Here is a 20,942-nt window from a genome sequence, read left to right on the forward strand (position 1 = left end):
GCTCACAAGGCGCAATAGCTAGACGGGCAAAATGACTAGAAGGCGTAGGAGGACTAGAATGAAGGTTTTTAGCCCAATTTTTAGCCCAAAATTCCTTGAAATTGGGCTTGTTAGAGACGAAAGTTCGCATGAGCGCAGCAGAAACCGCAAAAGAGCAGCAAATTAAAGCCCTTCGTGAGGCGGCTTTGCAGTATCACGAGTTTCCAACCCCCGGCAAAATTGCCATTGCCCCTACCAAGCAATTAACCAATCAACGTGATTTAGCCTTAGCGTATACGCCCGGCGTCGCTGCTGCATGTGAAGAAATTGCCCGTGATCCAAGGAATGCATTTCGGTACACTGCGCGCGGCAATTTGGTAGGCGTAATTACGAATGGCACCGCGGTTTTGGGCTTAGGTAACATTGGCCCACTCGCCAGTAAGCCGGTCATGGAAGGCAAGTCGGTTCTGTTCAAAAAATTCGCTGGAATTGATGTCTTTGATATAGAGGTGAATGAAAATGATCCCGATAAGTTAGTCGAGATCATTGCTGCTTTAGAGCCTACCTTTGGCGGCATTAACCTAGAAGATATCAAGGCCCCCGATTGCTTCGTGGTTGAGCGAAAATTACGCGCCCGCATGAAAATTCCCGTTTTTCATGATGATCAGCATGGCACGGCAATTGTGGTGGCAGCAGCGATTCTGAATGGCCTGAAGGTAGTTGGCAAAGATCTCAAGCAAGTGAAGTTAGTAACTTCAGGCGCTGGCGCAGCTGCTTTAGCCTGCTTAGATTTACTAGTTGATTTAGGCTTACCCCGCAAGCATATTTGGGTTACCGATATTGCCGGTGTGGTGTATGAAGGCCGTAAAGAATTAATGGATCCACAAAAAGATCCCTTTGCCCAAGTAACGCAATTACGTTCTTTGGGCGAAGTGATGGAAGGTGCCGATATTTTCTTGGGCCTATCGGCTGGCGGAGTCCTAAAACCAGAGATGGTTAAAAAAATGGCTGCGCGCCCATTGGTTTATGCCTTAGCGAATCCCACACCAGAAATTCTGCCAGAGGAAGTGAAGGCAGTAAGACCTGATGCCGTGATGGCCACAGGTCGTACCGATTATCCCAATCAAGTGAACAACGTGCTGTGCTTCCCTTTTATTTTTCGCGGGGCACTCGATGTTGGAGCCACTACCATTACCCGTGGCATGGAAATTGCGGCGGTGAATGCGGTTGCCGAGCTGGCACAAGCAGAGCAAAGCGAAATAGTGGCTGCGGTTTATAGCACTGAAAACCTTTCCTTTGGTCCCGAGTATTTAATTCCCAAGCCCTTTGATCCTCGCCTCATTACCGTCATTGCCCCAGCAGTAGCTAAAGCAGCGATGGATGATGGTGTGGCCTTGCGGCCGATAAAAGATTTCAGTGCCTATCGTGATCAGTTGCAGCAATTTGTGTATCACTCGGGCACCATGATGAAGCCCTTGTTTAGTATTGCTAAGCAAATTCCAGCCGATCAAAAACGCATTGTATTTAGTGAGGGTGAGGACGAGCGGGTTTTACGCGCAGTACAAATTATGTTGGATGAAGGCTTAGTTACCCCCATCTTAATTGGTCGACCCAGTGTCATCGAGCACCGCATTGAAAAGTTTGGTTTACGGATGCAGCTTGGTACCGATATTGAGATAGTGAATCCTGAAAGTGATCTACGTTACCGCGATTTTTGGCAAAGCTATCTCAAGCTAACTGAGCGCCAAGGCGTGACTGAATCTTTTGCTAAATTAGAAATGCGCCGACGTAATACCTTAATCGGCGCAACCTTAATTTCTAAAGGGTTTGCCGATGGCATGATTTGTGGCACGATTAGTGATGTCAATACCCATCTGCGTTATATCGATGCGGTCATTGGACATGAGCCTGGTGCGAATGTCTATGGCGCGATGAGTGGCTTGGTTTTACCGGGGCGACAAATTTTCTTAGTCGATACCCACATCAATGCTGATCCAAGCGCCGAGCAATTAGCCGAAATTACCTTGATGGCCGCGGGCGAGTTACGCAAGTTAGGCATCGTGCCTAAAGTGGCTTTGCTCTCGCACTCCAACTTTGGCTCGAGCGATTCCCCTTCAGCGCTCAAAATGCGTGCCGTGTTAGCCCTCTTAAAACAGCTAGCACCAACTTTAGAAGTCGATGGCGAAATGCACGGTGATTGTGCGCTCGATCCCGAAATTCGTGCTGCGGCAGTGACATCCTCTTCGTTACGGGGTGAGGCCAATTTATTGGTACTGCCCAATATTGATGCCGCTAATATTTCTTATAACCTCTTAAAAACCGCTGCCGGCAATGGCATTGCTATTGGGCCCCTCTTGCTAGGGGTGGCCAAGCCAGTGCATATTTTGACCCCGGCAGCGACGGTCAGACGTATTGTGAATGTGACGACTTTAGCAGTCGTAGAGGCTGCCAGCAATGCCCGAGGCCTCATTTAGGGCCGCAAAAATACCCCTTTTAGGATTAGGTTAGCCTTCACTCTCATATAATTTTATTTAATATAATCATATACTTAGCTATAAACTGCCATATTGAGGCTTGATTTGATCGCCGGTTCGGGGTAATCTTATAGTCATTATGAATACACTTCCTGAAAATAACTCTTCAGCAAGCTTAGAAGACCATAGCCGTGCGGAACAATGGGATAACAGCGACCGAACTGAAATTGAATCTTCGGCCGCCAGCATTTATGCGCAGGGCGGTTTATCTCATTTACAAACCTTTGCAGCAAATCAAGTTTTGGGGAAAAAAGTGACAGCTTCTTGGCGTGCAGCTTTAGCCATTCGGGACGCAGGACCTCCTGCCATGCTACGTAGTGTGCGTCCCAATATTGTGCAATCGATCCGAGCTTTTCGGACTAACGACCTCATGGAGGCTGCTAGTGAGCTTGGGCAACACTTTGTGTATACTAATTGTGCGCAAGCGATGACCAAAGGCGAAGTGCTGGAGTCGATTGCCAATGCCTATATGTTTACTAAACAGCAGGCGAAGAATTTTGACCCATTGTTAGATGCTTTAACTACTTTGGTCGATAAAGCGGGTCCACAGCCAGGCTTTGTGGTGGTGCTCGAAGGCTTGCCTTGTACACAAAAGTTCGACAAAGAGGCGCGCGAAACCTTACTCGATGTTTTCCGTGACGCAGTTGATTTTTGGTCTGAGCGTCGCGTGCCTTATCGCGTATTTTATTCTTTCGCCTAAGCTGCTGAGGTCATTAGCGCCAGATTGCATGTACGGTTGTAATCGCCACAATTCCAGCAGTTTCTGTGCGCAAAATTCGCTCTCCTAAAGACAGCAATTGGTAGCCTGCAGCTATGGCTAGTGTTTCTTCAGCTGGCGAGTGACCACCCTCAGGTCCAATCATCAAAATACAATGTTGCGGTGGGGTAGCAGCCAAAACATCGGCCAAATGCACTTTAGCATCGGGGCTGAGTAATAGTTTTAAAACGGGCGCTGGCTTGGTTGTCAAGAAGGACTCAAAACTCTGAATGGGCTCTAGGGTGGGCAAGACGGTACGGTCGCATTGCTCACAAGCGGCTTGCACAATGCCTGCCCAATGCAGACGCCGTTTTTCCGCCCGTTCTGCATCGCTTGGCCGCAGCAACTTTAATAGCGAGCGCTCACATTGCAAGGGCACGATCGATTGCACACCAGTCTCAACCGCTTTTTCCACAATCCAATCCATTTTGTCGCCCCCTGCTAAGGCTTGCGCCAGCGTAATGGCATAAGGGGCTTCGCGCTGACGATCTAAGCGAATAGCGCTCAGGGAAGCCAAGCCTGATTTATTTCCTAATTCAAGAATAGTGGCTTTGGCCACCATGCCTGCACCATCAAAAATGGGGATAGTTTCACCGGTTTGAATGCGCCGCACCCGCAGGTGGTGCACTAATTCAGTGGGTAAGCTCAGCGGTTTTTCGGGAAACCAAGGCGGGGGAAGATAAAATTGAGGCATTACCTAATATATAGCGAAATCCATACTTACGATGCCAACTCCCCCAAATGCAATATTACAAATCCGCATGGCGAATGCCATTCGGCATTTAGCAATGGATGCAGTCCAACAAGCCAACTCGGGTCATCCTGGAATGCCTATGGGGATGGCCGATATTGCTGTAGCACTCTGGGATCAACATTTAAAACACAACCCGAGCGATCCACAGTGGCTCAATCGCGACCGCTTTGTACTGTCAAATGGTCATGGCTCGATGTTGCTGTATTCCTTGTTGTATCTTTCTGGCTATGACTTACCCATTAGCGAATTAAAAAACTTTCGGCAGTTGCATAGTAAAACTCCAGGCCATCCCGAGTTCGGCATTACCGTAGGGGTTGAGACTACGACAGGGCCATTAGGTCAAGGAATTTCTAATGCGGTAGGTATGGCCTTAGCTGAAAAATTATTAGCCGAAGAATTTAATCGCCCGAGGTTTGACATCATTGATCATTACACCTATGCATTTTTAGGTGACGGTTGTTTAATGGAAGGTATCAGCCATGAATCGTGTGCCTTAGCTGGCACCTTAAAACTGAGTAAGTTAATTGCGCTGTGGGATGACAATGGCATTTCCATCGATGGCAAAGTAGGTCCTTGGTTTAGTGAAGATACGCCACAACGTTTTGAAGCCTACGGTTGGAATGTCCTGCGTAATGTCGATGGCCATCATGCCGCCGCCGTCTCGCGCGCTTTAGAGCAGGCTAAACAGAGTGATAAGCCAACACTAATTTGCTGTAAAACCGCCATCGGTTATGGTTCACCGAATATGGCTGGTAGCGATAAAGTGCATGGTTCTCCATTGGGTGCAGAGGAAATCGCCGCCACGCGCGTAGCGCTGGAATGGCCACATGCCCCATTTGAGATCCCGCAAGATTTATTAGCTGCGTGGAATTTTCAAGCGCGCGGTAAAGCTGCACAAGCCAGTTGGGAAAAACAATTTGCCGCGTATCGCCAAGCCTACCCCGAGTTAGCAGCAGAATTGCAACGCCGCATGCAAGGCAAGCTAGCCAATAACTTCGCTAAAACTTTAAGTAATTATCTTGCCCTCTGTCAAAGCAAGGCGGAAACAATTGCGACGCGCAAAGCAAGTCAAAATGCCATCACCGCCTTAGCCCCCGCTGTTCCAGAGCTAATAGGGGGTTCAGCCGATTTAACGGGTTCTAATTTAACCAATTGGAATGCTTGTAAACCCGTTCGCGCCAATCAGTGGGGCAACCATATTAATTATGGGGTTCGCGAATTTGGTATGAGCGCCATCATGAATGGGATGGCATTGCATGGCGGCTATATTCCTTTTGGTGGGACATTTTTAACTTTTTCCGATTACAGTCGCAATGCTATTCGCATGGCAGCACTCATGAAAATTCGGGTCTTATTTGTGTTTACACACGACTCGATTGGCTTGGGTGAAGATGGGCCAACGCATCAAGCGATCGAGCAAGTTGCCAGCTTACGTTTAATACCGAATTTAATGGTCTGGCGCCCATGTGACACGACCGAAAGTGCAGTTGCTTGGGGCACAGCCCTCGAGCGCCAAAATGGTCCGAGCGCATTAATTTTCAGCCGGCAAAATTGCCCCTTTGTACCTCGTAGTGCGCAGCAAATTGCCCAGATTCAACGTGGCGCTTACGTATTACAAGATGGCAAGGGCAAACTCGATGCAGTCATTATGGCTACAGGCTCAGAAGTTGGTCTAGCTTTACAAACTGCTGCTGCGCTTACTCAGCAAGGCCGCTCAATTCGGGTGGTATCGATGCCATGCACCAAGCTCTTTGATCAACAAAGTACCACGTATAAGTCGCAAGTGTTACCACCTCAAGTACCCCGCATTGCTATTGAAGCTGGAGTAACTGATTTTTGGTGGAAGTATGGTTGTGCTGCGGTACATGGTGTTGATACCTTCGGTGAATCGGCGCCAGCCCCCGAGTTGTATGCTTATTTTGGCTTGACAGTAGAACAAATTAGTAAAACAGTGCAGCAATGTATTGCCAAGCACGATTAGGTAAAGAGAATAAGGAACTAGCATGACAATTCGAATTGCAATTAATGGCTATGGGCGCATTGGTAGAATGGTCTTGCGCGCGTTGTACGAAGAGCAACCCAGACGCGACATCCAAATTGTGGCAATTAATGCTATGGGCAGTTTAGATGTCAATGCCCACTTAACCCAATATGATTCGGCCCACGGCCGTTTTCCTCTGCAGGTTGATATTGATGGCAATGACATGATCGTCAATGGTGATCGTATCAAGATGTTTTCGACTCGCAATCCGCTCGAAACCCCTTGGGGAGAATTAGGCGTCGATTTAGTTCTCGAGTGCTCCGGTAAATTTACCTCCAAAGAGAAAGCGCTAGTGCATATACAGCAAGGCGCCAAGAAGGTTTTAATCTCAGCGCCCGGTGAAAAAGATGTGGATGCGACGATTGTGTATGGTGTCAATCAAGCGGTCTTAAAACCAACTGATATCGTGGTCTCAAATGCGAGTTGCACAACCAATTGCTTGGCGCCATTAGTAAAGCCTTTGCTTGAAAAAATTGGTATTGAATCGGGCTTGATGACGACGATTCATGCATTTACCAACGATCAAGTGTTAACCGATGTGTATCACAAGGATATGCGCCGTGCTCGCTCTGCAGTGAGCAGCATGATTCCTACCAAAACCGGTGCCGCAAAAGCCATTGGCTTAGTTTTACCTGAATTGGTAGGGCGCTTTGATGGGTTTGCTATGCGGGTCCCAACCATTAATGTTTCAGTCGTCGATCTCACCTTTGTGCCCAAGCGCGCAACCACGGTAGCTGAAGTCAATGCGATTTTGCAAGCTGCGAGTGAAAACGAATTAAAAGGCATTTTAGGTTTTAATACGCTGCCTTTAGTCTCCATCGACTTTAATCATGATCCGCGCCCCAGTATTTATGACTCTACTCAAACTCGCGTATCGGCGGACGGTAAATTAGTGAAGGTCTTGGCTTGGTACGACAATGAGTGGGGTTACTCAACCCAAATGCTAAATGCCGCGGAAGCGCTCATGGCTGCTCACTAGCATTAGAGCAATTCAAGCTTGCAGCATCGGGGCGACGTCTATTTTAATTTATTGCGACAGTTCTTTTTTTGGCAATGCCCATACATCGCTAAGCTGTGCTCCTGCAATTTAAAGCCAAGATTTTTAGCAATATCTTTTTGGCGGCGCTCAATTGCTTCATCAACAAATTCTTCGACATGACCACAGTCAAGACACACTAAATGGTCGTGATGGTTACCCTCGTTTAATTCATAAATGGCTCGGCTATCGCCTTTGCTCGATTCAAAATGGCTACGTAATAAGAGGCCAGCTTGTTCAAATTGGGTTAAGACCCGGTAGACGGTAGCTAAGCCAATTTCTTGGTCTTCTTGGGTCAGGGCCATAAATACCTCTTCGGCACTGAAGTGGGAGGCTGGATTTTGGTGGAAAAAGTGCAAAATCTTCATCCTTGGCCCAGTGGCTTTCAGGCCAATTTCACGGAGGTTAGAAGGGGTGGTCGAGTGGTTCATATCAAGCAAGCGCTAAAATCAAACACTTAATGATACGGCTTGCCACGCAAATGTGTTTTTTCTGTTTTCTTCGCGCTTTAAGGATTTTCCTTAGTCCCCTCATAGTGGGTTCTTTGGCTAGTGTTTTCGTCCTCAGCGGCTGTATTCCAAGCGTAGAAAATGTTCAGCGCGACTGGGTTAATCGCATTTTTAGGCCTTATGTGCCCGACGTGGTGCAGGGCAATTTTATTTCTAGTGAGCAGTACGCCAAACTGCAGCTGGGTTTAACTCGCGAACAAGTACAACAAATTATGGGTACGTCTTTATTGGCCGATTATTTTCATGCTAATCGCTGGGATTACGTCTTTGAATTTAAACGTGAAGGTCAAAAAATTAGCCAGGAACGTCTAGTGACGATTATTTTTGCTGATAATAAAGTTATTAAATTTGAAGGTAACGCTTTGCCAACCGAAACTGAGTTGGTTGCCGAAATCGACAACTATGCCAAACGCAAGCGCACTTTTTGGCAATACTTAACCGGCACAAATAAAGGTCCAGCGCCGGTAGCAGAGCCAGAGCTACTGGTGCAAGGCCTCCCTCAAGGTGGACCCATTACCGGTAATGAGGGTACCTTGACCCCCTTTAGAACACCGCAGTCGGCCGGCCCTCTTGAGAAAGAGTTAAGCCAAGCCATCGCTATAGAAAATGCTGCCAAGGCAGCCGAAGCAACTAAGGCAGCCCAGTCTTCTGGGGTTGTGCCGATAACATCACTTCCCGATGCGCCCGTCGTCACCAATATCCGTTCTGGTGATATGCCCGATCCAACTGCTCCTCCAAGCAATATTCAAGCAAAATAAGCTTATGACACAGTCCACTATCAAAATTGCCGTTGCCGGTGCAACCGGTCGCATGGGTCGCATGCTAATTGAAGCCATTCTTGGCAACCCCCAGCTGCAGTTGGTGGGTGCTTTAGAGCAGGCCACTACCCCTCAAGTGGGTGAAGATGCGGGGGCGTTTTTAGGCAAAAAAACGGGCGTTATTATTACTACTGATATCGCGCAGGGCCTTAGGCAAGCCGACTGTTTAATCGACTTTACGAGGCCGGAAGGTACTTTGCAGCACCTCACTTTTGCCCTACAGACAAAAGTAAAAATGGTCATTGGTACTACGGGCTTTACTGCTGAGCAACTCAATACCCTCACTGCAGCGGCAAAAAAAATTGCCATTGTGATGGCGCCTAATATGAGTCTTGGGGTTAATGCAACTCTTAAAATTCTGGCTGAAGCTACGCGCTTATTGAGCAAGGGATACGATATAGAAATTACCGAAGCCCATCATCGTCACAAGGTAGATGCCCCTTCAGGAACCGCACTGAAAATGGGTGAGGTGATTGCTAGCGGCTTAGGCAAAAAGCTTTCTGATATCGCTGTTTATGCACGCGCAGGTCACACTGGCGCGCGCAAACCTGACAGTATTGGATTTTCGGCGATGCGTGGCGGCGATATTGTGGGCGACCACAGCGTGTTTTTTATTGGCGAAGGCGAGCAGATCGAAATTCGCCATCACTCGACTAGTCGGCAATCGTATGCACAAGGTGCCTTACGCGCCGCGCAGTTTTTGCAAACCCAAGCTGTGGGCTTATTTGATATGCAAGATGTATTAGGAATATAAGCCGCACACGATGACCCCGGATTATGATTACCGTGCCATTGAGGCCGCAGCACAGGCCGATTGGGCTGCGAGCAATGCCTACTTGGTTATTGAGCACGCCTTAAATCGAACAGGCCAGCCTAAGCCCAAGTTTTATGCCTGTTCCATGTTGCCTTATCCCTCAGGCAAATTGCATATGGGCCACGTACGTAACTACACCATTAATGATGTAATGGCGCGTCAATTGCGTATGCAGGGCTACAACGTCTTGATGCCAATGGGCTGGGATGCATTTGGCATGCCTGCCGAAAACGCCGCGATGCAAAATAACGTGCCACCAGCGAAGTGGACCATGGAAAACATTGCTTATATGAAAAAGCAAATGGTCGCGATGGGCTTAGCAATTGATTGGTCGCGTGAGTTAGCAACTTGCCAACCAGATTACTATCGCTGGAACCAATGGCTGTTTTTAAAGATGCTCGAAAAAGGCATTGCATACCGCAAGACCCAAATTGTAAATTGGGATCCAGTCGATCAAACCGTCTTAGCGAATGAGCAAGTGATTGATGGCCGCGGCTGGCGTTCTGGTGCATTGGTTGAAAAACGGGAAATACCTGGCTATTACCTCAACATCACTGCCTATGCCGATCAACTGCTGAGTGGATTAGATGATTTAGGCTGGCCAGAGCGCGTCAAAATCATGCAACAAAATTGGATTGGTAAAAGCCACGGTGTGCGCTTTGCTTTCTTGCACGACATTGCTGAAGATACAAATGATGCAGCGCGTAAGCCAATTATGGACGGCAAACTGTATGTCTATACGACCCGCGCCGATACGATCATGGGCGTAACCTTTTGTGCAGTAGCTGCTGAACATCCATTGGCAACAGTGGCGGCCAAAAATAATCCCGCTTTAGCCGCCTTTATTGAAAAATGCAAAAAAGGCAGTGTCATTGAAGCTGATTTAGCGACCCAAGAAAAAGAGGGCATGTTTACCGGGCTGTATGTCACCCATCCACTGACGCATGAGCAAGTACCAGTGTGGGTTGGTAATTATGTCCTGATGAGTTATGGCGATGGCGCAGTCATGGGAGTCCCAGCGCACGATGAACGCGATTTCGCCTTTGCCTTAAAGTACCAAATACCCATCAAACAAGTCATCGCCTTAAAAACACCATCATCCTTATTTAATTTAAGCCATTGGCAAGACTGGTATGCACAAAAGGACGGTATTGTTTGTTTAAATAGCGGTAAATATGATGGCATGTCTTTTGCAGAAGCGGTCAAAGCTGTAGCAGCCGATTTAGCAGCTAAAGGCCTAGGTGAAATGAAGACTACCTATCGTTTGCGTGATTGGGGCATTTCGCGGCAGCGGTATTGGGGCACTCCCATTCCGATGATTCATTGTGGTGATGAGCAGCATCCAGGATGTGGTGCAGTACCTGTGCCAGAAGCCGATTTACCGGTTGTATTGCCAGAAGATTGCGTACCTGATGGCAGTGGCAATCCGTTAAATAAGCACCCAGCATTTTTAGCAGTGACTTGTCCTCGGTGCGGCAAACCAGCCCGCCGTGAAACTGACACCATGGATACCTTTGTCGATTCATCTTGGTATTTCATGCGCTACGCGAGCCCCCAGGCTAGCACGATGGTTGATGCGCGTACGGCATATTGGATGCCGATGGATCAATACATTGGCGGCATTGAGCATGCAATCTTACATTTGCTGTATGCGCGATTTTGGACCATGGTCATGCGCGATTTAGGCTTAGTTGAATATGCCGAACCGTTTCAAAATTTATTGACGCAAGGCATGGTGTTAAATGAAACCTATTACACCGCAGATGCGAATGGTAAAAAGATTTGGCGTAATCCAGAGGATATTGAATTAACACTTGATGAAAAGGGACGCCCGACTGGCGCACGCTTAAAAAATTCAGCACACATCAAGCCCACAGAACTAAACCATCAGGTCGTCATTGGTGGTATTGAGAAAATGGCTAAGAGTAAAAATAACGGTGTTGATCCACAGGCCTTAATTGATCAATATGGCGCAGATACGGCGCGTTTATTTACAATGTTTGCCGCGCCCCCCGAGCAACAACTCGAATGGTCAGGGGCTGGCGTTGAGGGGGCCGCGCGTTACTTGCGACGTTTATGGCTTTACGCCAATAGTCAGGCGAGCAGCATTGCCGCAGTCAATCAAGCGGGCCACACTAATCTTGCAGAGCAAACTTATACTTCAGCCGAGACGCAGTTGCGGCGCGAAATGTATACCATCTTGAAGCAAGCCAATTTTGATTATCAGCGGCGGCAATATAATACGGTCGTGTCAGCAGCCATGAAGATGCTGAATTTGCTTGAGCCAATCAAAATTAATACCGATAGTAGTCAGATCAGTCCGAGAGTATTAACTGAATGCTTAGACCTATTGTTAAAAATTCTTTATCCTATCGTGCCCCATCTCACGCATGTGTTGTGGCAACAGTTAGGGTACGCCAAAGTGCAAGGTGAAATCTTAGATGCCGCTTGGCCTGAAGTCGATGAAGCCGCCTTAATACAAACAGAGGTCACCTTAGTCTTGCAAATTAATGGCAAGCACCGTGGTGAAATTCATGTAGGCATGAAGGCATCTACAGCGGAAATTGAAACTGCAGCTTTAGCCAGTGATGCGGCATTGCGTGCTCTAAACGGGGGGTCGGCAAAAAAAGTCATTGTAGTGCCGGGCCGATTAGTTAATATCGTTGTTTAGCGATGAACATTTAAATTAGGATAAAGACCATGACTCTGTTGGCGCGCCGCCAAGCATTAAATTATCTCATTGGATTGTGTGCAGTTACCAGCACCACTTTAATGGGCTTAGGCGCGTGCGGTTTTCAGATGCGCGGGGCGGTTAATTTACCTTTCAAAGCGATATACATCAGTGGACCAGTATCGATTGGTTTGCGAGCCGATTTAGAAACTGCAATTACCACTGGTAGTAATGCCAGAATTGTTAATAACGCTCGCGAAGCTGATTTAATTTTAGAAGTTGTAAGTGAGCTGAATTCGCGTGATATCTTGACTTATAACGCCACCGGGCAAATTACCGCTTATCGGCTGACAACGCGAGTGATATTTAGGGCCTTCGATACCACTGGCGTAGAAATTGTTCCCGAAGCTGAAATTTATGTAACTCGCGATATGGACTTTACGGTCTCCACAGTGTTATCGGCCGATTTCCAACAACAACAGTTTTTACAGTTGATGCGTCGTGATCTGGCCTTGCAAATGCTCCGTCGTGTGGCGGCTTCAGCACGGATGTTGCAAGCTCCAGCAGTTGCACCGGTTGTACCTCCAGCCTCATCTGTGACACCCAATATGGCTGCTCCTCCCGCCTCACCAACTAAACCCTAAAGTAACTGTAGGCGATGATAAAAATTGATGCCTTGCAAGCGCACATGAGCGGCTTAGCAGCGGCAACAGCGGCAACAGCGGCAAAGTCAGGGGCAGGAAGCAAAGCGCAGGTGCAGGGTTTGTATGTGTTATCAGGAGATGAACCTCTTTTACTCATGGAGGCGATGGATCAATTACGCGCGACAGTAAAAAAAATCGGCTATACCGAGCGTGAAATATTGATGCACGAACGGTATTTCGATTGGAGTCAATTACTAAGCGTTGGACAGACGATGTCTTTGTTTGGAGATAAACGCTGGTTGGAGTTGCGCATTCCTAGCGGCAAACCTGGGCGCGATGGCGCTGAAGCCTTAAAACAATTTGCTGCCCAAATAGTGGCGCAACAAACGAATCCAGAACTACCGGAAACAGTAGTGTGTATTGTTTTGCCGCGGATTGATGCAAAAACTAAAACCTCCTCTTGGTTTAGCGCCCTCGATGCTGCAGGTATGGTTGTGCAAGTCGATTCGCTGGAGCGCTCCTATTTACCGCATTGGATTGCAGCCCGCTTAAAAAAACAAGGTCAAGCGGTCGAGGCTGGTCCAGCTGGGCAACGCGCTTTAGAGTTTATGGTGGATCAGGTGGAAGGGAATTTAATCGCCGCGCATCAAGAAATTCAGAAGTTGGGTTTGCTTTATCCAGAAGGTCAGTTAAGTGAGGCAGAGATTCGGGCCGCAATTTTGAAGGTAGCGCGTTATGATATTTTCGAATTAACAGCAGCAATGTTGGCAGGTGATTTGGCCCGCTTGAATCGCATGCTAGATGGGCTAAAGGGCGAAGGCGAGCCTTTGCCATTGATTTTATGGAGTGTGACCGAAGAATTGCGTTTGTTAGCGAAGTTAAAGGTAGCTACTGACAAAGGTGAGTCGGTTCAACAATTACTGAAAACTTATCGTATTTGGGGCACCCGTGAAAAGCTTTACCCCGCAGCATTGCGTCGCATTGGCGCTAAGGCGCTAAGGCGCGCTATTCAGGTTGCCGCTGGCCTCGATCGTCAAGCAAAAGGCCTTGCGGCCGCTGAATTACCCGCCGACCCCTGGGACGGCTTACGTCTAGTGGGTCATTTACTCCGCTAAGGCGGTAATTTCCGCTCTCCCAGTCGGATAGTGAATAATTAGGGTATTGAAGTTCAATTGCCGTCAATTAGAGGACACAGTGCAAGCCAGTGTAATACCCCAAGAATCCATTCGAGCCCTGATGAAAGACATTGGCCAGCGCGCCCGCGCTGCTGCCCGCATCATGGCCAGAGCCAGTACGGCGCAAAAAAATCAGGCCCTTGCCGACATAGCCAAAGCCATTCGTCAGGAAGTTCCGGCGATTTTTACTGCTAATCGACTAGACATTGCTAGAGCGCAAAAAAATGGCCAAGATGCTGCGTTTATTGATCGCCTCACCATGAGTGAAAAATCGATTGAAACGATGGCTTTGGGGCTCGAGAAAATCATTACTCTAGATGATCCCATTGGCAGTGTTACGCCCTACAAAAAACAGGCATCAGGAATTGAAGTGGGACAAATGCGCGTACCTTTAGGCGTAATTGGCATTATTTATGAATCACGTCCGAATGTCACGATTGATGCGGCAGCATTATGTTTAAAGACCGGTAATGCTGTAATTTTACGCGGCGGTTCTGAAGCCATTGAATCGAATACATTGTTAGCCAGCTTAATCCAAAGGGGCTTAAGTGCAGCCCAATTGCCGCAGGATGCAGTGCAGGTGGTAAGCACAACTGATCGCAGTGCAGTCGGTGAAATGATCACCATGAATGAATATATCGATGTGATTGTGCCGCGTGGCGGCAAGCGTTTAATTGCCCGCTTAATGGCCGAGGCACGAGTGCCGATGATTAAGCATCTCGACGGGATTTGCCACATTTATATTGATGCTGATGCAGATCTCGATTTAGCCGTGCGCGTTTGCGATAACGCGAAGACCCAACGCTACGCGCCGTGTAACGCGATGGAGTCATTATTGGTTAATGCTGCTATCGCACCTAAAGTCTTGCCGACCTTATGTGGCATTTATCAAGCCAAAGGGGTTGAGCTACGGGTCGATGCAGCAACTCGTCAAACGCTCGAGGGCGCCAATTTTAATAATCTAGTCGATGCGCAAGAGGAAGATTGGCACACCGAATATTTAGCCCCAATTTTATCGATTAAAACCGTAGCTAATTTAGATGAAGCGATCGAGCATATTGAGCACTATGGCAGCAAACATACTGACGCCATTCTCACGCAAAATGAGGCACATGCACAACGATTCTTGCGCGAAGTCGATAGTGCTAGTGTGATGGTGAACACCAGCACCCGCTTTGCCGATGGCTTTGAATATGGGCTCGGCGCAGAAATTGGTATTTCCAATGACAAACTCCATGCCCGCGGTCCAGTTGGGCTTGATGGCCTCACATCACTCAAGTATGTGGTGCTAGGTCATGGCGAAATTCGTAGTTAAGATCTTATGGGAAACGCTTATCTTTGGACTAAAACATTCCATATCGTTTTAATTACTTCATGGTTTGCAGGTTTATTTTATTTACCGCGTATCTTTGTTAATTTAGCCAGCGAAGCTGACCCTAAGACCTACGAGCGTTTATTAGGAATGGCGGGGCGCCTCTATCGGTTTATGACCATTTTGATGGTGCCAGCGGTTCTTTTGGGCTTATTGCTGTGGCTCTATTTTGGCATTGGCATGGGCATGACATGGATGCATCTTAAAATTTTCTTTGTGTTAATTATTTTGGGCTATCACCATGCCTGCGGAAAATTATTAAAACAGTTTCGCTTAGGTACCAATACCCATTCGCATCGATGGTATCGCTGGTTTAATGAAGCGCCCGTTATCTTATTACTTGTGGTGGTTGCGCTAGTTGTCATCAAACCTTTATAAAAGAGATATTTTTTCATGCGAGACCCATGCGCTTTTTCGTAGTTTGCCCAGGCGGCCTTGAGGGCGCCTTAACGCAGGAATTAAATACCATTGCTAGCATGCCAGCAGCTAAGGCCCTAGGGCAATGGCTGATTGATCCAGCGCCCACGAGCCCCACGGGAGGAGTTGGCTTAGCAGCCCCATTAGCAGGGGCGATGGTCTTAAACCTGCATGCGCGAATTGCTAGCCGAGTGTTGTTACAACTGGCTGAAGCGAGTTATCGCCAAGAGGATGATTTATATCGCTTAACGCGCGGTTTAGCTTGGGAAGACTGGTTTAGTGCCCAACAAACTTTGCGGGTTGACGTAACGGCGCATCGTTCACCATTAAAAAGTTTAAATTTCGCTACCTTACGAATTAAAGATGCGATTGTCGATCGGCTGCGAGAAGTGAGTGGTGAGCGCCCGAATATTGATACTGCATTTCCGCAAGTGCGCGTTCAGGCGCATTTAAGTGCAACTCAATTAACGGTCTATCTCGATACTTCCGGGGAAGCTTTATTTAAAAGAGGCTGGCGCGATGAGAAAGGTGACGCACCTTTAAAAGAGAATTTAGCAGCAGGTATTTTGACCCTTACAGGCTGGCAAGCAGGGCAAACCTTATTTGATCCAATGTGCGGCAGCGGTACTTTTTTAATTGAAGCTGCACAAATAGCTTTGCAGGTGCCAGCAGGCGCAATGCGGGCGGGTTTATATGAGCGTCAAGGTAAGGCGACCCCAAAACCAAGTCGCTTAGCCTATCGCCCACTAGTCAATGCCGCGGATGGTTTTGGATTTCAGCGCTTAAAACCATTTATGGTGCAAACCGAATTACAGCATTGGGAAAATATTTGTCTTGCCGCTCTAGCTCAGATGGCGGAGGGCCAACAGCGTTTTCCGACAGCGCAAAGTTTATGCATTAGCGGCAGCGATATTAATGAGCAGCTCGTCAATATGTGTAAAGGCAATTGGCAGCGTGCTCACTTACCAGGAATGCCTCTGGTACGTCAGGTTGACGCTTTAGTCAGTAAGCCACCAGCGATAGCAAGCGAGTCGAGCGGTGAGCCCCTCATGCTATTAAATCCACCGTATGGCGAACGTCTAGCAATTCAGGGGGGGAGAGGCGAGAATAGCGAGAACCGAGATGATCGTGATGAGGTTCACGCCTACTATGAAGCGAATACGGAAACGGGCCGCCAAGGCGCTAAGCGCTCTAGCCGGGAATCGCTTAAAGCCTTACAAGCCGAAGCTGAATTAGACCCACAATTTACCTTGTTCTTGCAGCAATTTGGTCAGCATTTAAAAGATGACTTTGGTGGCTGGGAGGTCTTTATATTAACTACCGACATGGCTCTTCCTGGGCAACTACGGATTAAAGAGTCCCGCCGCACGCCTTTATTTAATGGTCCCCTAGAGTGCCGCTTATTTCGTTTTAAAATGAATCCGAAGTAAATTGATGGTGCTTTCGCCTCGATTTTTTTAACCGACTTGTCATAATTAAAAAGTACTTGGAGTAACTTGCATTGAAAACATATATGTGTCTTATTTGTGGATGGATTTATGACGAGGCAACTGGCTTGCCAGATGATGGCATTGCTGCTGGCACACTTTGGCAAGATATCCCCATGAATTGGACTTGCCCAGAATGTGGCGCCCGTAAAGATGATTTTGAGATGATGGCCATTTAATGAACCAAAACGAAATCCTCTTTGAGCGCGCGCAAAAAACCATCCCTGGTGGAGTTAACTCACCAGTAAGGGCATTTCGGCAAGTGGGCGGCACGCCGCGGTTTATTCAAAAAGCCTTGGGGCCATATTTTTGGGACGCTGACGGCAAACAATATATCGACCTCATCATGTCTTGGGGGCCAATGATTGTTGGGCACGGGCATCCAGAAGTGGTCGAGGCGGTACACAAGGCCGCCACCACTGGTTTTAGTTATGGGGCTCCAACTGCCGGTGAAGTTGAGTTAGCCGAGCGTATTTGTGAATTAATGCCCAGCGTTGAGCAGGTGCGGATGGTATCTAGTGGCACAGAAGCCACCATGAGTGCTTTGCGTTTAGCACGTGGTTATACGGGTCGCGATCTAATTGTGAAATTCGAGGGTTGCTATCATGGCCACGCCGATAGTCTTTTAGTTAAAGCGGGATCAGGTTTATTAACTTTTGCCGATTCAACGCAAAATGCTCCATCCTCAAGCGGTGTGCCACAAGATGTGGTGAAGCACACTTTAGTCTTGCCTTACAACGATTGTGCTGCCCTTGAAGAAGCTTTTCGGTGCAACGGCAATCAAATTGCTGCAGTTATTCTCGAGCCCATTGCCGGCAATATGAATTTAATTCGTCCTTCAGCAGAATTTTTGGCAGCTGTGCGTAATTTGACTCAGCAGTATGGCAGCGTACTTATTTACGACGAAGTGATGACGGGTTTTCGTGTAGCTCTGGGTGGAGCACAATCCTTACAAGGAATAACTCCCGATCTCACCTGTTTGGGAAAGGTCATGGGTGGTGGCATGCCCATGGCTGCGTTTGGCGGTAAAAAAGACATCATGGCAAAGCTGGCGCCCCTAGGTAATGTGTATCAGGCTGGTACCTTATCGGGTAATCCCGTGGCAGTAGCAGCGGGCTTAAAGACTTTAGAAATTATTTCCCGTACAGGTTTTTTTGACTGCTTGGGTACCCAAACTGCAAAGCTGATGTCTGGCATGCAGGCCGTTGCCCAAAAACACGGTGTGCCACTTGCGGTAGATAGTATTGGGGGTATGTTCGGCATCTATTTTGCCCAAGAGGTGCCCACCTCCTTTGCTGCTGTTACTCAATCAAACATCGAGCAATTTAAACAATTTTTTCATGCGATGCTGAATGAGGGGGTATATTTAGCGCCTTCGGCCTATGAGGCAGGCTTTACATCGATTGCCCATGACAACGCCATCATCGACAAAGTCTTGGTAGCTACTGAGCAGGCAATGCAAACGCTAAAATGAAACGCAGTAAAAAATACCTGTATTACATTTTTACCGGGTGATCAAAGCCATCAACGGTAAGCAAGTCTAACTTTGAGCCTCTACTGTTAATTTCAGCCGCAGTTAGTTTGCCCCCCCAGACGCAGCCGGTATCGAGACAAACAGTATTTTTACGAGCGAGTAAACCAAGCGTAGACCAGTGACCAAAAAAGATTTGCACATTCCGTGTTTTGCGGCTGGGTACATTAAACCAAGGCACACAACCTAGGGGTGGGGTAGCAACCCCTTCGCTACTATCAAATTCCATTTCTCCTTGTGGAGTACAAAAGCGAAGGCGGGTCAGAGCATTCGTCGTGACCCGTAAGCGGTCTACACCCTTGAGAGAGGATTTCCATTGATTCGGGGTATTGCCATACATATTCGCTAAAAAATCACGATTATTTTTTTTGCGCAGGGCTTTTTCTACTTCATTCGCACACTCTAGGGTTTGCTGTAAATCCCATTGGGGTAAAACACCAGCGTGCACAAATAAGGCCTTGCCATTACTCAGCGCCATTGGCCGATAGCGCAACCAATCAATTAACTCGGCGCGGTCGGGGGCGTTCAGAATGTCATCGAGGGTATCGAGTGCCTTAGGCCCACGCAAACCGGCATCACGGGCTAATAAATTCAGGTCATGGTTACCTAAAATGCACTCCACCTTGCCTGCCTCTTGCCATGATTTCAGCCGCCGTAAAGTACCCAGCGAATCGGGACCGCGATTAACCAAATCACCTAAGCAAATGAGCTTAGCCCCTTCCGGCAGAATACTCATTAGGTCATCTAGCTGAGCAGAACAGCCTTGTAAATCACCCACCGCATAAATTTTGGTCATAAGGGTATTCTAACGATTTCAAGTAAACATATTATGGGGCAACTTTTTTCACCACGCTATAACGGATTAAGGTATTTTTTCTAGCGACATCGTGATCGACGATCGGTTCTGGGTAATCGCGGCCAAGCAGAATTCCTGCGGCTTCAAGTTCAATATGACCAGCCAACCATGGCGCATGAATCGATTTATTGGAGAGTTTGCTTAAAGCAGGTATGTAGCGCCGAATAAAATTACCTTGTGCATCAAAACGCTCTGACTGAGTAATCGGGTTGAAAATTCTAAAATAGGGTTGAGAGTCACAGCCCGATGAAGACGCCCATTGCCAGCCCCCGTTATTGGAAGCCAATTCAAAATCAGTTAAATGGGCGGCAAAGTAAGCTTCGCCCCAGCGCCAATCGAGCCCTAAATCTTTGCTGAGAAAGCTGGCTACCACCATGCGTAAGCGATTATGCATATAACCACTTTGGTTGAGTTGGTGCATTGCTGCATCTACCAATGGGTAGCCGGTTTTGCCTTCGCACCAAGCAGTAAATAATTTCTTTGCTTGGAGGCCACTTTCCCAAACTATTTTGTCGTAATCAGGTTTAAAAGCAGCCCCATTGGCTAGGCGGGGGTGATTAGCCAGAATCATAAAATAAAAATCACGCCAAATCAGTTCACCAAGCCAGGTAGTTGCTCCTAAGCTCCCTGCCAACATGCGCCGATGGGCTTCACGTACTAGACCGCGGATGGAGAGCGTCCCAAAACGGAGATGGGTTGAAAGATAGCTCACTCCTTTTAGCGCTGGAAAATCACGCCCAATTTGGTATTGGTCAATGCGCTTTAAAAAATCATTTAAAAATAATTCTCCACCTTTACTACCTGCTGGCAAATACTGCTCGAGACCGGTGGGTAGAAAGCCCAAAGATGCTAATGAAGGCAGTCCTAAATCGAAAGCCTTGGGAAGACGGGCAAATTGACCGGCTTTTGGCAGGCAGTCATGCGGGGCTAAATCAATTTCACGCAAACTACGCAGCCAGTTATTTTTGTAGGGAGTAAAAACTGAAAATACCGTATTGGAATTCGTCAGAATTTCTTTTTTCTCAAAAATAACTTGGTCTTTAAATTCATAAAAGCCAATATCATTTTTAGCAAGCGTTTTAGCCATGCTTACATCACGTGCAATTGCAGATGGCTCGTAGTCACTATTAGCGTACACCGCGCTTACTCCCAACGCTGTAGCTAGCAGGGGTAATTCCTCAACAGCTTTACCGTGTCGAACAATTAAGCCACTACCTTGGTTGCGCAATTCAAGGTCGATTTCGGCAAGACTTTGCCAAATAAAATCAACGCGTCGATCAAACTTGAGCAGGGCAGATTTAGAAAGGCCGAGATTACTCTGTTGGCCCGGCAGCTGATCAAGAATATCGGTGTCAAAAATAAAGCAGAAATAGACCGCTTGACACTCAGCTAAAGCATGCTTAAGTGCTGCATGGTCATAGAGACGTAAATCACGGCGCAACCAAACGAGGCCTTTGCGGGAGGTTCCATTGCTCATAGCCACTATCTTAGAGCTAATTGGCTAATGGCGTGTATTCGGCACGGACCAAGCTATATCCACTAAGATT

18 protein-coding genes are annotated in these 20,942 nt (G+C 47.6%); 14 read left to right on the plus strand and 4 right to left on the minus strand.

Features of this window, described 5'->3' with window-relative positions:
* The first annotated feature begins 128 nt into the window (after nucleotides 1-128).
* Together LZG75_RS02720 and LZG75_RS02725 are read left to right on the plus strand one after the other, a co-directional pair.
* A complete protein-coding gene (locus LZG75_RS02720) occupies nucleotides 129-2,453 on the plus strand; it encodes an NADP-dependent malic enzyme (protein WP_233923098.1) in 2,325 nt (774 codons plus the stop codon).
* A gap of 139 nt (nucleotides 2,454-2,592) precedes the next feature.
* Complete coding sequence (locus LZG75_RS02725) at nucleotides 2,593-3,213, plus strand: barstar family protein (RefSeq protein ID WP_233923097.1); 621 nt, start codon at nucleotides 2,593-2,595, stop codon at nucleotides 3,211-3,213.
* A gap of 13 nt (nucleotides 3,214-3,226) precedes the next feature.
* Here the strand turns inward: LZG75_RS02725 and LZG75_RS02730 are convergent, their stop codons facing one another.
* Nucleotides 3,227-3,964 (minus strand): 16S rRNA (uracil(1498)-N(3))-methyltransferase, encoded by a 738-nt coding sequence (locus LZG75_RS02730; protein ID WP_233934935.1) that lies wholly within the window; start codon nucleotides 3,962-3,964, stop codon nucleotides 3,227-3,229.
* A gap of 67 nt (nucleotides 3,965-4,031) precedes the next feature.
* Here LZG75_RS02730 and tkt point away from each other — a divergent pair, with 67 nt between their 5' ends.
* Nucleotides 4,032-6,005 (plus strand): transketolase, encoded by a 1,974-nt coding sequence (gene tkt / locus LZG75_RS02735; RefSeq protein WP_233935736.1) that lies wholly within the window; start codon nucleotides 4,032-4,034, stop codon nucleotides 6,003-6,005.
* A gap of 22 nt (nucleotides 6,006-6,027) precedes the next feature.
* Nucleotides 6,028-7,044 (plus strand): type I glyceraldehyde-3-phosphate dehydrogenase, encoded by a 1,017-nt coding sequence (gene gap / locus LZG75_RS02740; RefSeq protein WP_233923095.1) that lies wholly within the window; start codon nucleotides 6,028-6,030, stop codon nucleotides 7,042-7,044.
* Between the two features lie 38 nt (nucleotides 7,045-7,082).
* Here gap and fur read toward each other — a convergent pair whose 3' ends face one another.
* Nucleotides 7,083-7,532 (minus strand): ferric iron uptake transcriptional regulator, encoded by a 450-nt coding sequence (fur, locus tag LZG75_RS02745; RefSeq protein WP_233923094.1) that lies wholly within the window; start codon nucleotides 7,530-7,532, stop codon nucleotides 7,083-7,085.
* Nucleotides 7,533-7,636: 104 nt separating this feature from the next.
* On the opposite strand from fur, the gene LZG75_RS02750 reads away from it, so the two are divergent.
* From LZG75_RS02750 to hemL, 10 genes are all read left to right on the plus strand, one after another.
* Nucleotides 7,637-8,368 carry an outer membrane protein assembly factor BamE gene (locus LZG75_RS02750; RefSeq protein WP_370634741.1) on the plus strand — a complete coding sequence of 244 codons (732 nt, stop codon included), beginning with the start codon at nucleotides 7,637-7,639 and terminating at the stop codon, nucleotides 8,366-8,368.
* Between the two features lie 19 nt (nucleotides 8,369-8,387).
* Nucleotides 8,388-9,182 (plus strand): 4-hydroxy-tetrahydrodipicolinate reductase, encoded by a 795-nt coding sequence (gene dapB / locus LZG75_RS02755; RefSeq protein ID WP_233935739.1) that lies wholly within the window; start codon nucleotides 8,388-8,390, stop codon nucleotides 9,180-9,182.
* Nucleotides 9,183-9,192: 10 nt separating this feature from the next.
* A complete protein-coding gene (gene leuS / locus LZG75_RS02760; RefSeq protein ID WP_233934937.1) occupies nucleotides 9,193-11,913 on the plus strand; it encodes a leucine--tRNA ligase in 2,721 nt (906 codons plus the stop codon).
* Between the two features lie 29 nt (nucleotides 11,914-11,942).
* The gene (lptE, locus tag LZG75_RS02765) at nucleotides 11,943-12,557 is read left to right on the plus strand and encodes an LPS assembly lipoprotein LptE (protein ID WP_233923091.1); all 615 of its coding nucleotides are present in this window, start codon (nucleotides 11,943-11,945) and stop codon (nucleotides 12,555-12,557) included.
* A 14-nt stretch (nucleotides 12,558-12,571) separates the two neighbouring features.
* Nucleotides 12,572-13,672 carry a DNA polymerase III subunit delta gene (gene holA / locus LZG75_RS02770; RefSeq protein ID WP_233934938.1) on the plus strand — a complete coding sequence of 367 codons (1,101 nt, stop codon included), beginning with the start codon at nucleotides 12,572-12,574 and terminating at the stop codon, nucleotides 13,670-13,672.
* A 121-nt stretch (nucleotides 13,673-13,793) separates the two neighbouring features.
* Complete coding sequence (locus tag LZG75_RS02775; protein WP_233935742.1) at nucleotides 13,794-15,047, plus strand: glutamate-5-semialdehyde dehydrogenase; 1,254 nt, start codon at nucleotides 13,794-13,796, stop codon at nucleotides 15,045-15,047.
* Nucleotides 15,048-15,053: 6 nt separating this feature from the next.
* The gene (locus tag LZG75_RS02780; RefSeq protein WP_233923089.1) at nucleotides 15,054-15,482 is read left to right on the plus strand and encodes a CopD family protein; all 429 of its coding nucleotides are present in this window, start codon (nucleotides 15,054-15,056) and stop codon (nucleotides 15,480-15,482) included.
* Nucleotides 15,483-15,508: 26 nt separating this feature from the next.
* Nucleotides 15,509-16,951 (plus strand): class I SAM-dependent RNA methyltransferase, encoded by a 1,443-nt coding sequence (locus LZG75_RS02785; protein WP_233934941.1) that lies wholly within the window; start codon nucleotides 15,509-15,511, stop codon nucleotides 16,949-16,951.
* Nucleotides 16,952-17,034: 83 nt separating this feature from the next.
* A complete protein-coding gene (locus LZG75_RS02790) occupies nucleotides 17,035-17,187 on the plus strand; it encodes a rubredoxin (RefSeq protein WP_233923375.1) in 153 nt (50 codons plus the stop codon).
* Nucleotides 17,187-18,482: a glutamate-1-semialdehyde 2,1-aminomutase gene (gene hemL, locus LZG75_RS02795; RefSeq protein ID WP_233934942.1), complete on the plus strand. Its 1,296-nt coding sequence runs from the start codon at nucleotides 17,187-17,189 to the stop codon at nucleotides 18,480-18,482. Before LZG75_RS02790 ends, hemL begins: the two co-directional genes overlap by 1 nt.
* A gap of 22 nt (nucleotides 18,483-18,504) precedes the next feature.
* Here hemL and LZG75_RS02800 read toward each other — a convergent pair whose 3' ends face one another.
* Complete coding sequence (locus tag LZG75_RS02800) at nucleotides 18,505-19,335, minus strand: symmetrical bis(5'-nucleosyl)-tetraphosphatase (protein ID WP_233923086.1); 831 nt, start codon at nucleotides 19,333-19,335, stop codon at nucleotides 18,505-18,507.
* Nucleotides 19,336-19,366: 31 nt separating this feature from the next.
* The gene (locus LZG75_RS02805; protein ID WP_233934944.1) at nucleotides 19,367-20,872 is read right to left on the minus strand and encodes a deoxyribodipyrimidine photo-lyase; all 1,506 of its coding nucleotides are present in this window, start codon (nucleotides 20,870-20,872) and stop codon (nucleotides 19,367-19,369) included.
* Between the last annotated feature and the right edge of the window lie 70 nt (nucleotides 20,873-20,942).

This window comes from Polynucleobacter sp. IMCC30063 (assembly GCF_021395235.1).
Lineage (GTDB): Bacteria > Pseudomonadota > Gammaproteobacteria > Burkholderiales > Burkholderiaceae > Polynucleobacter.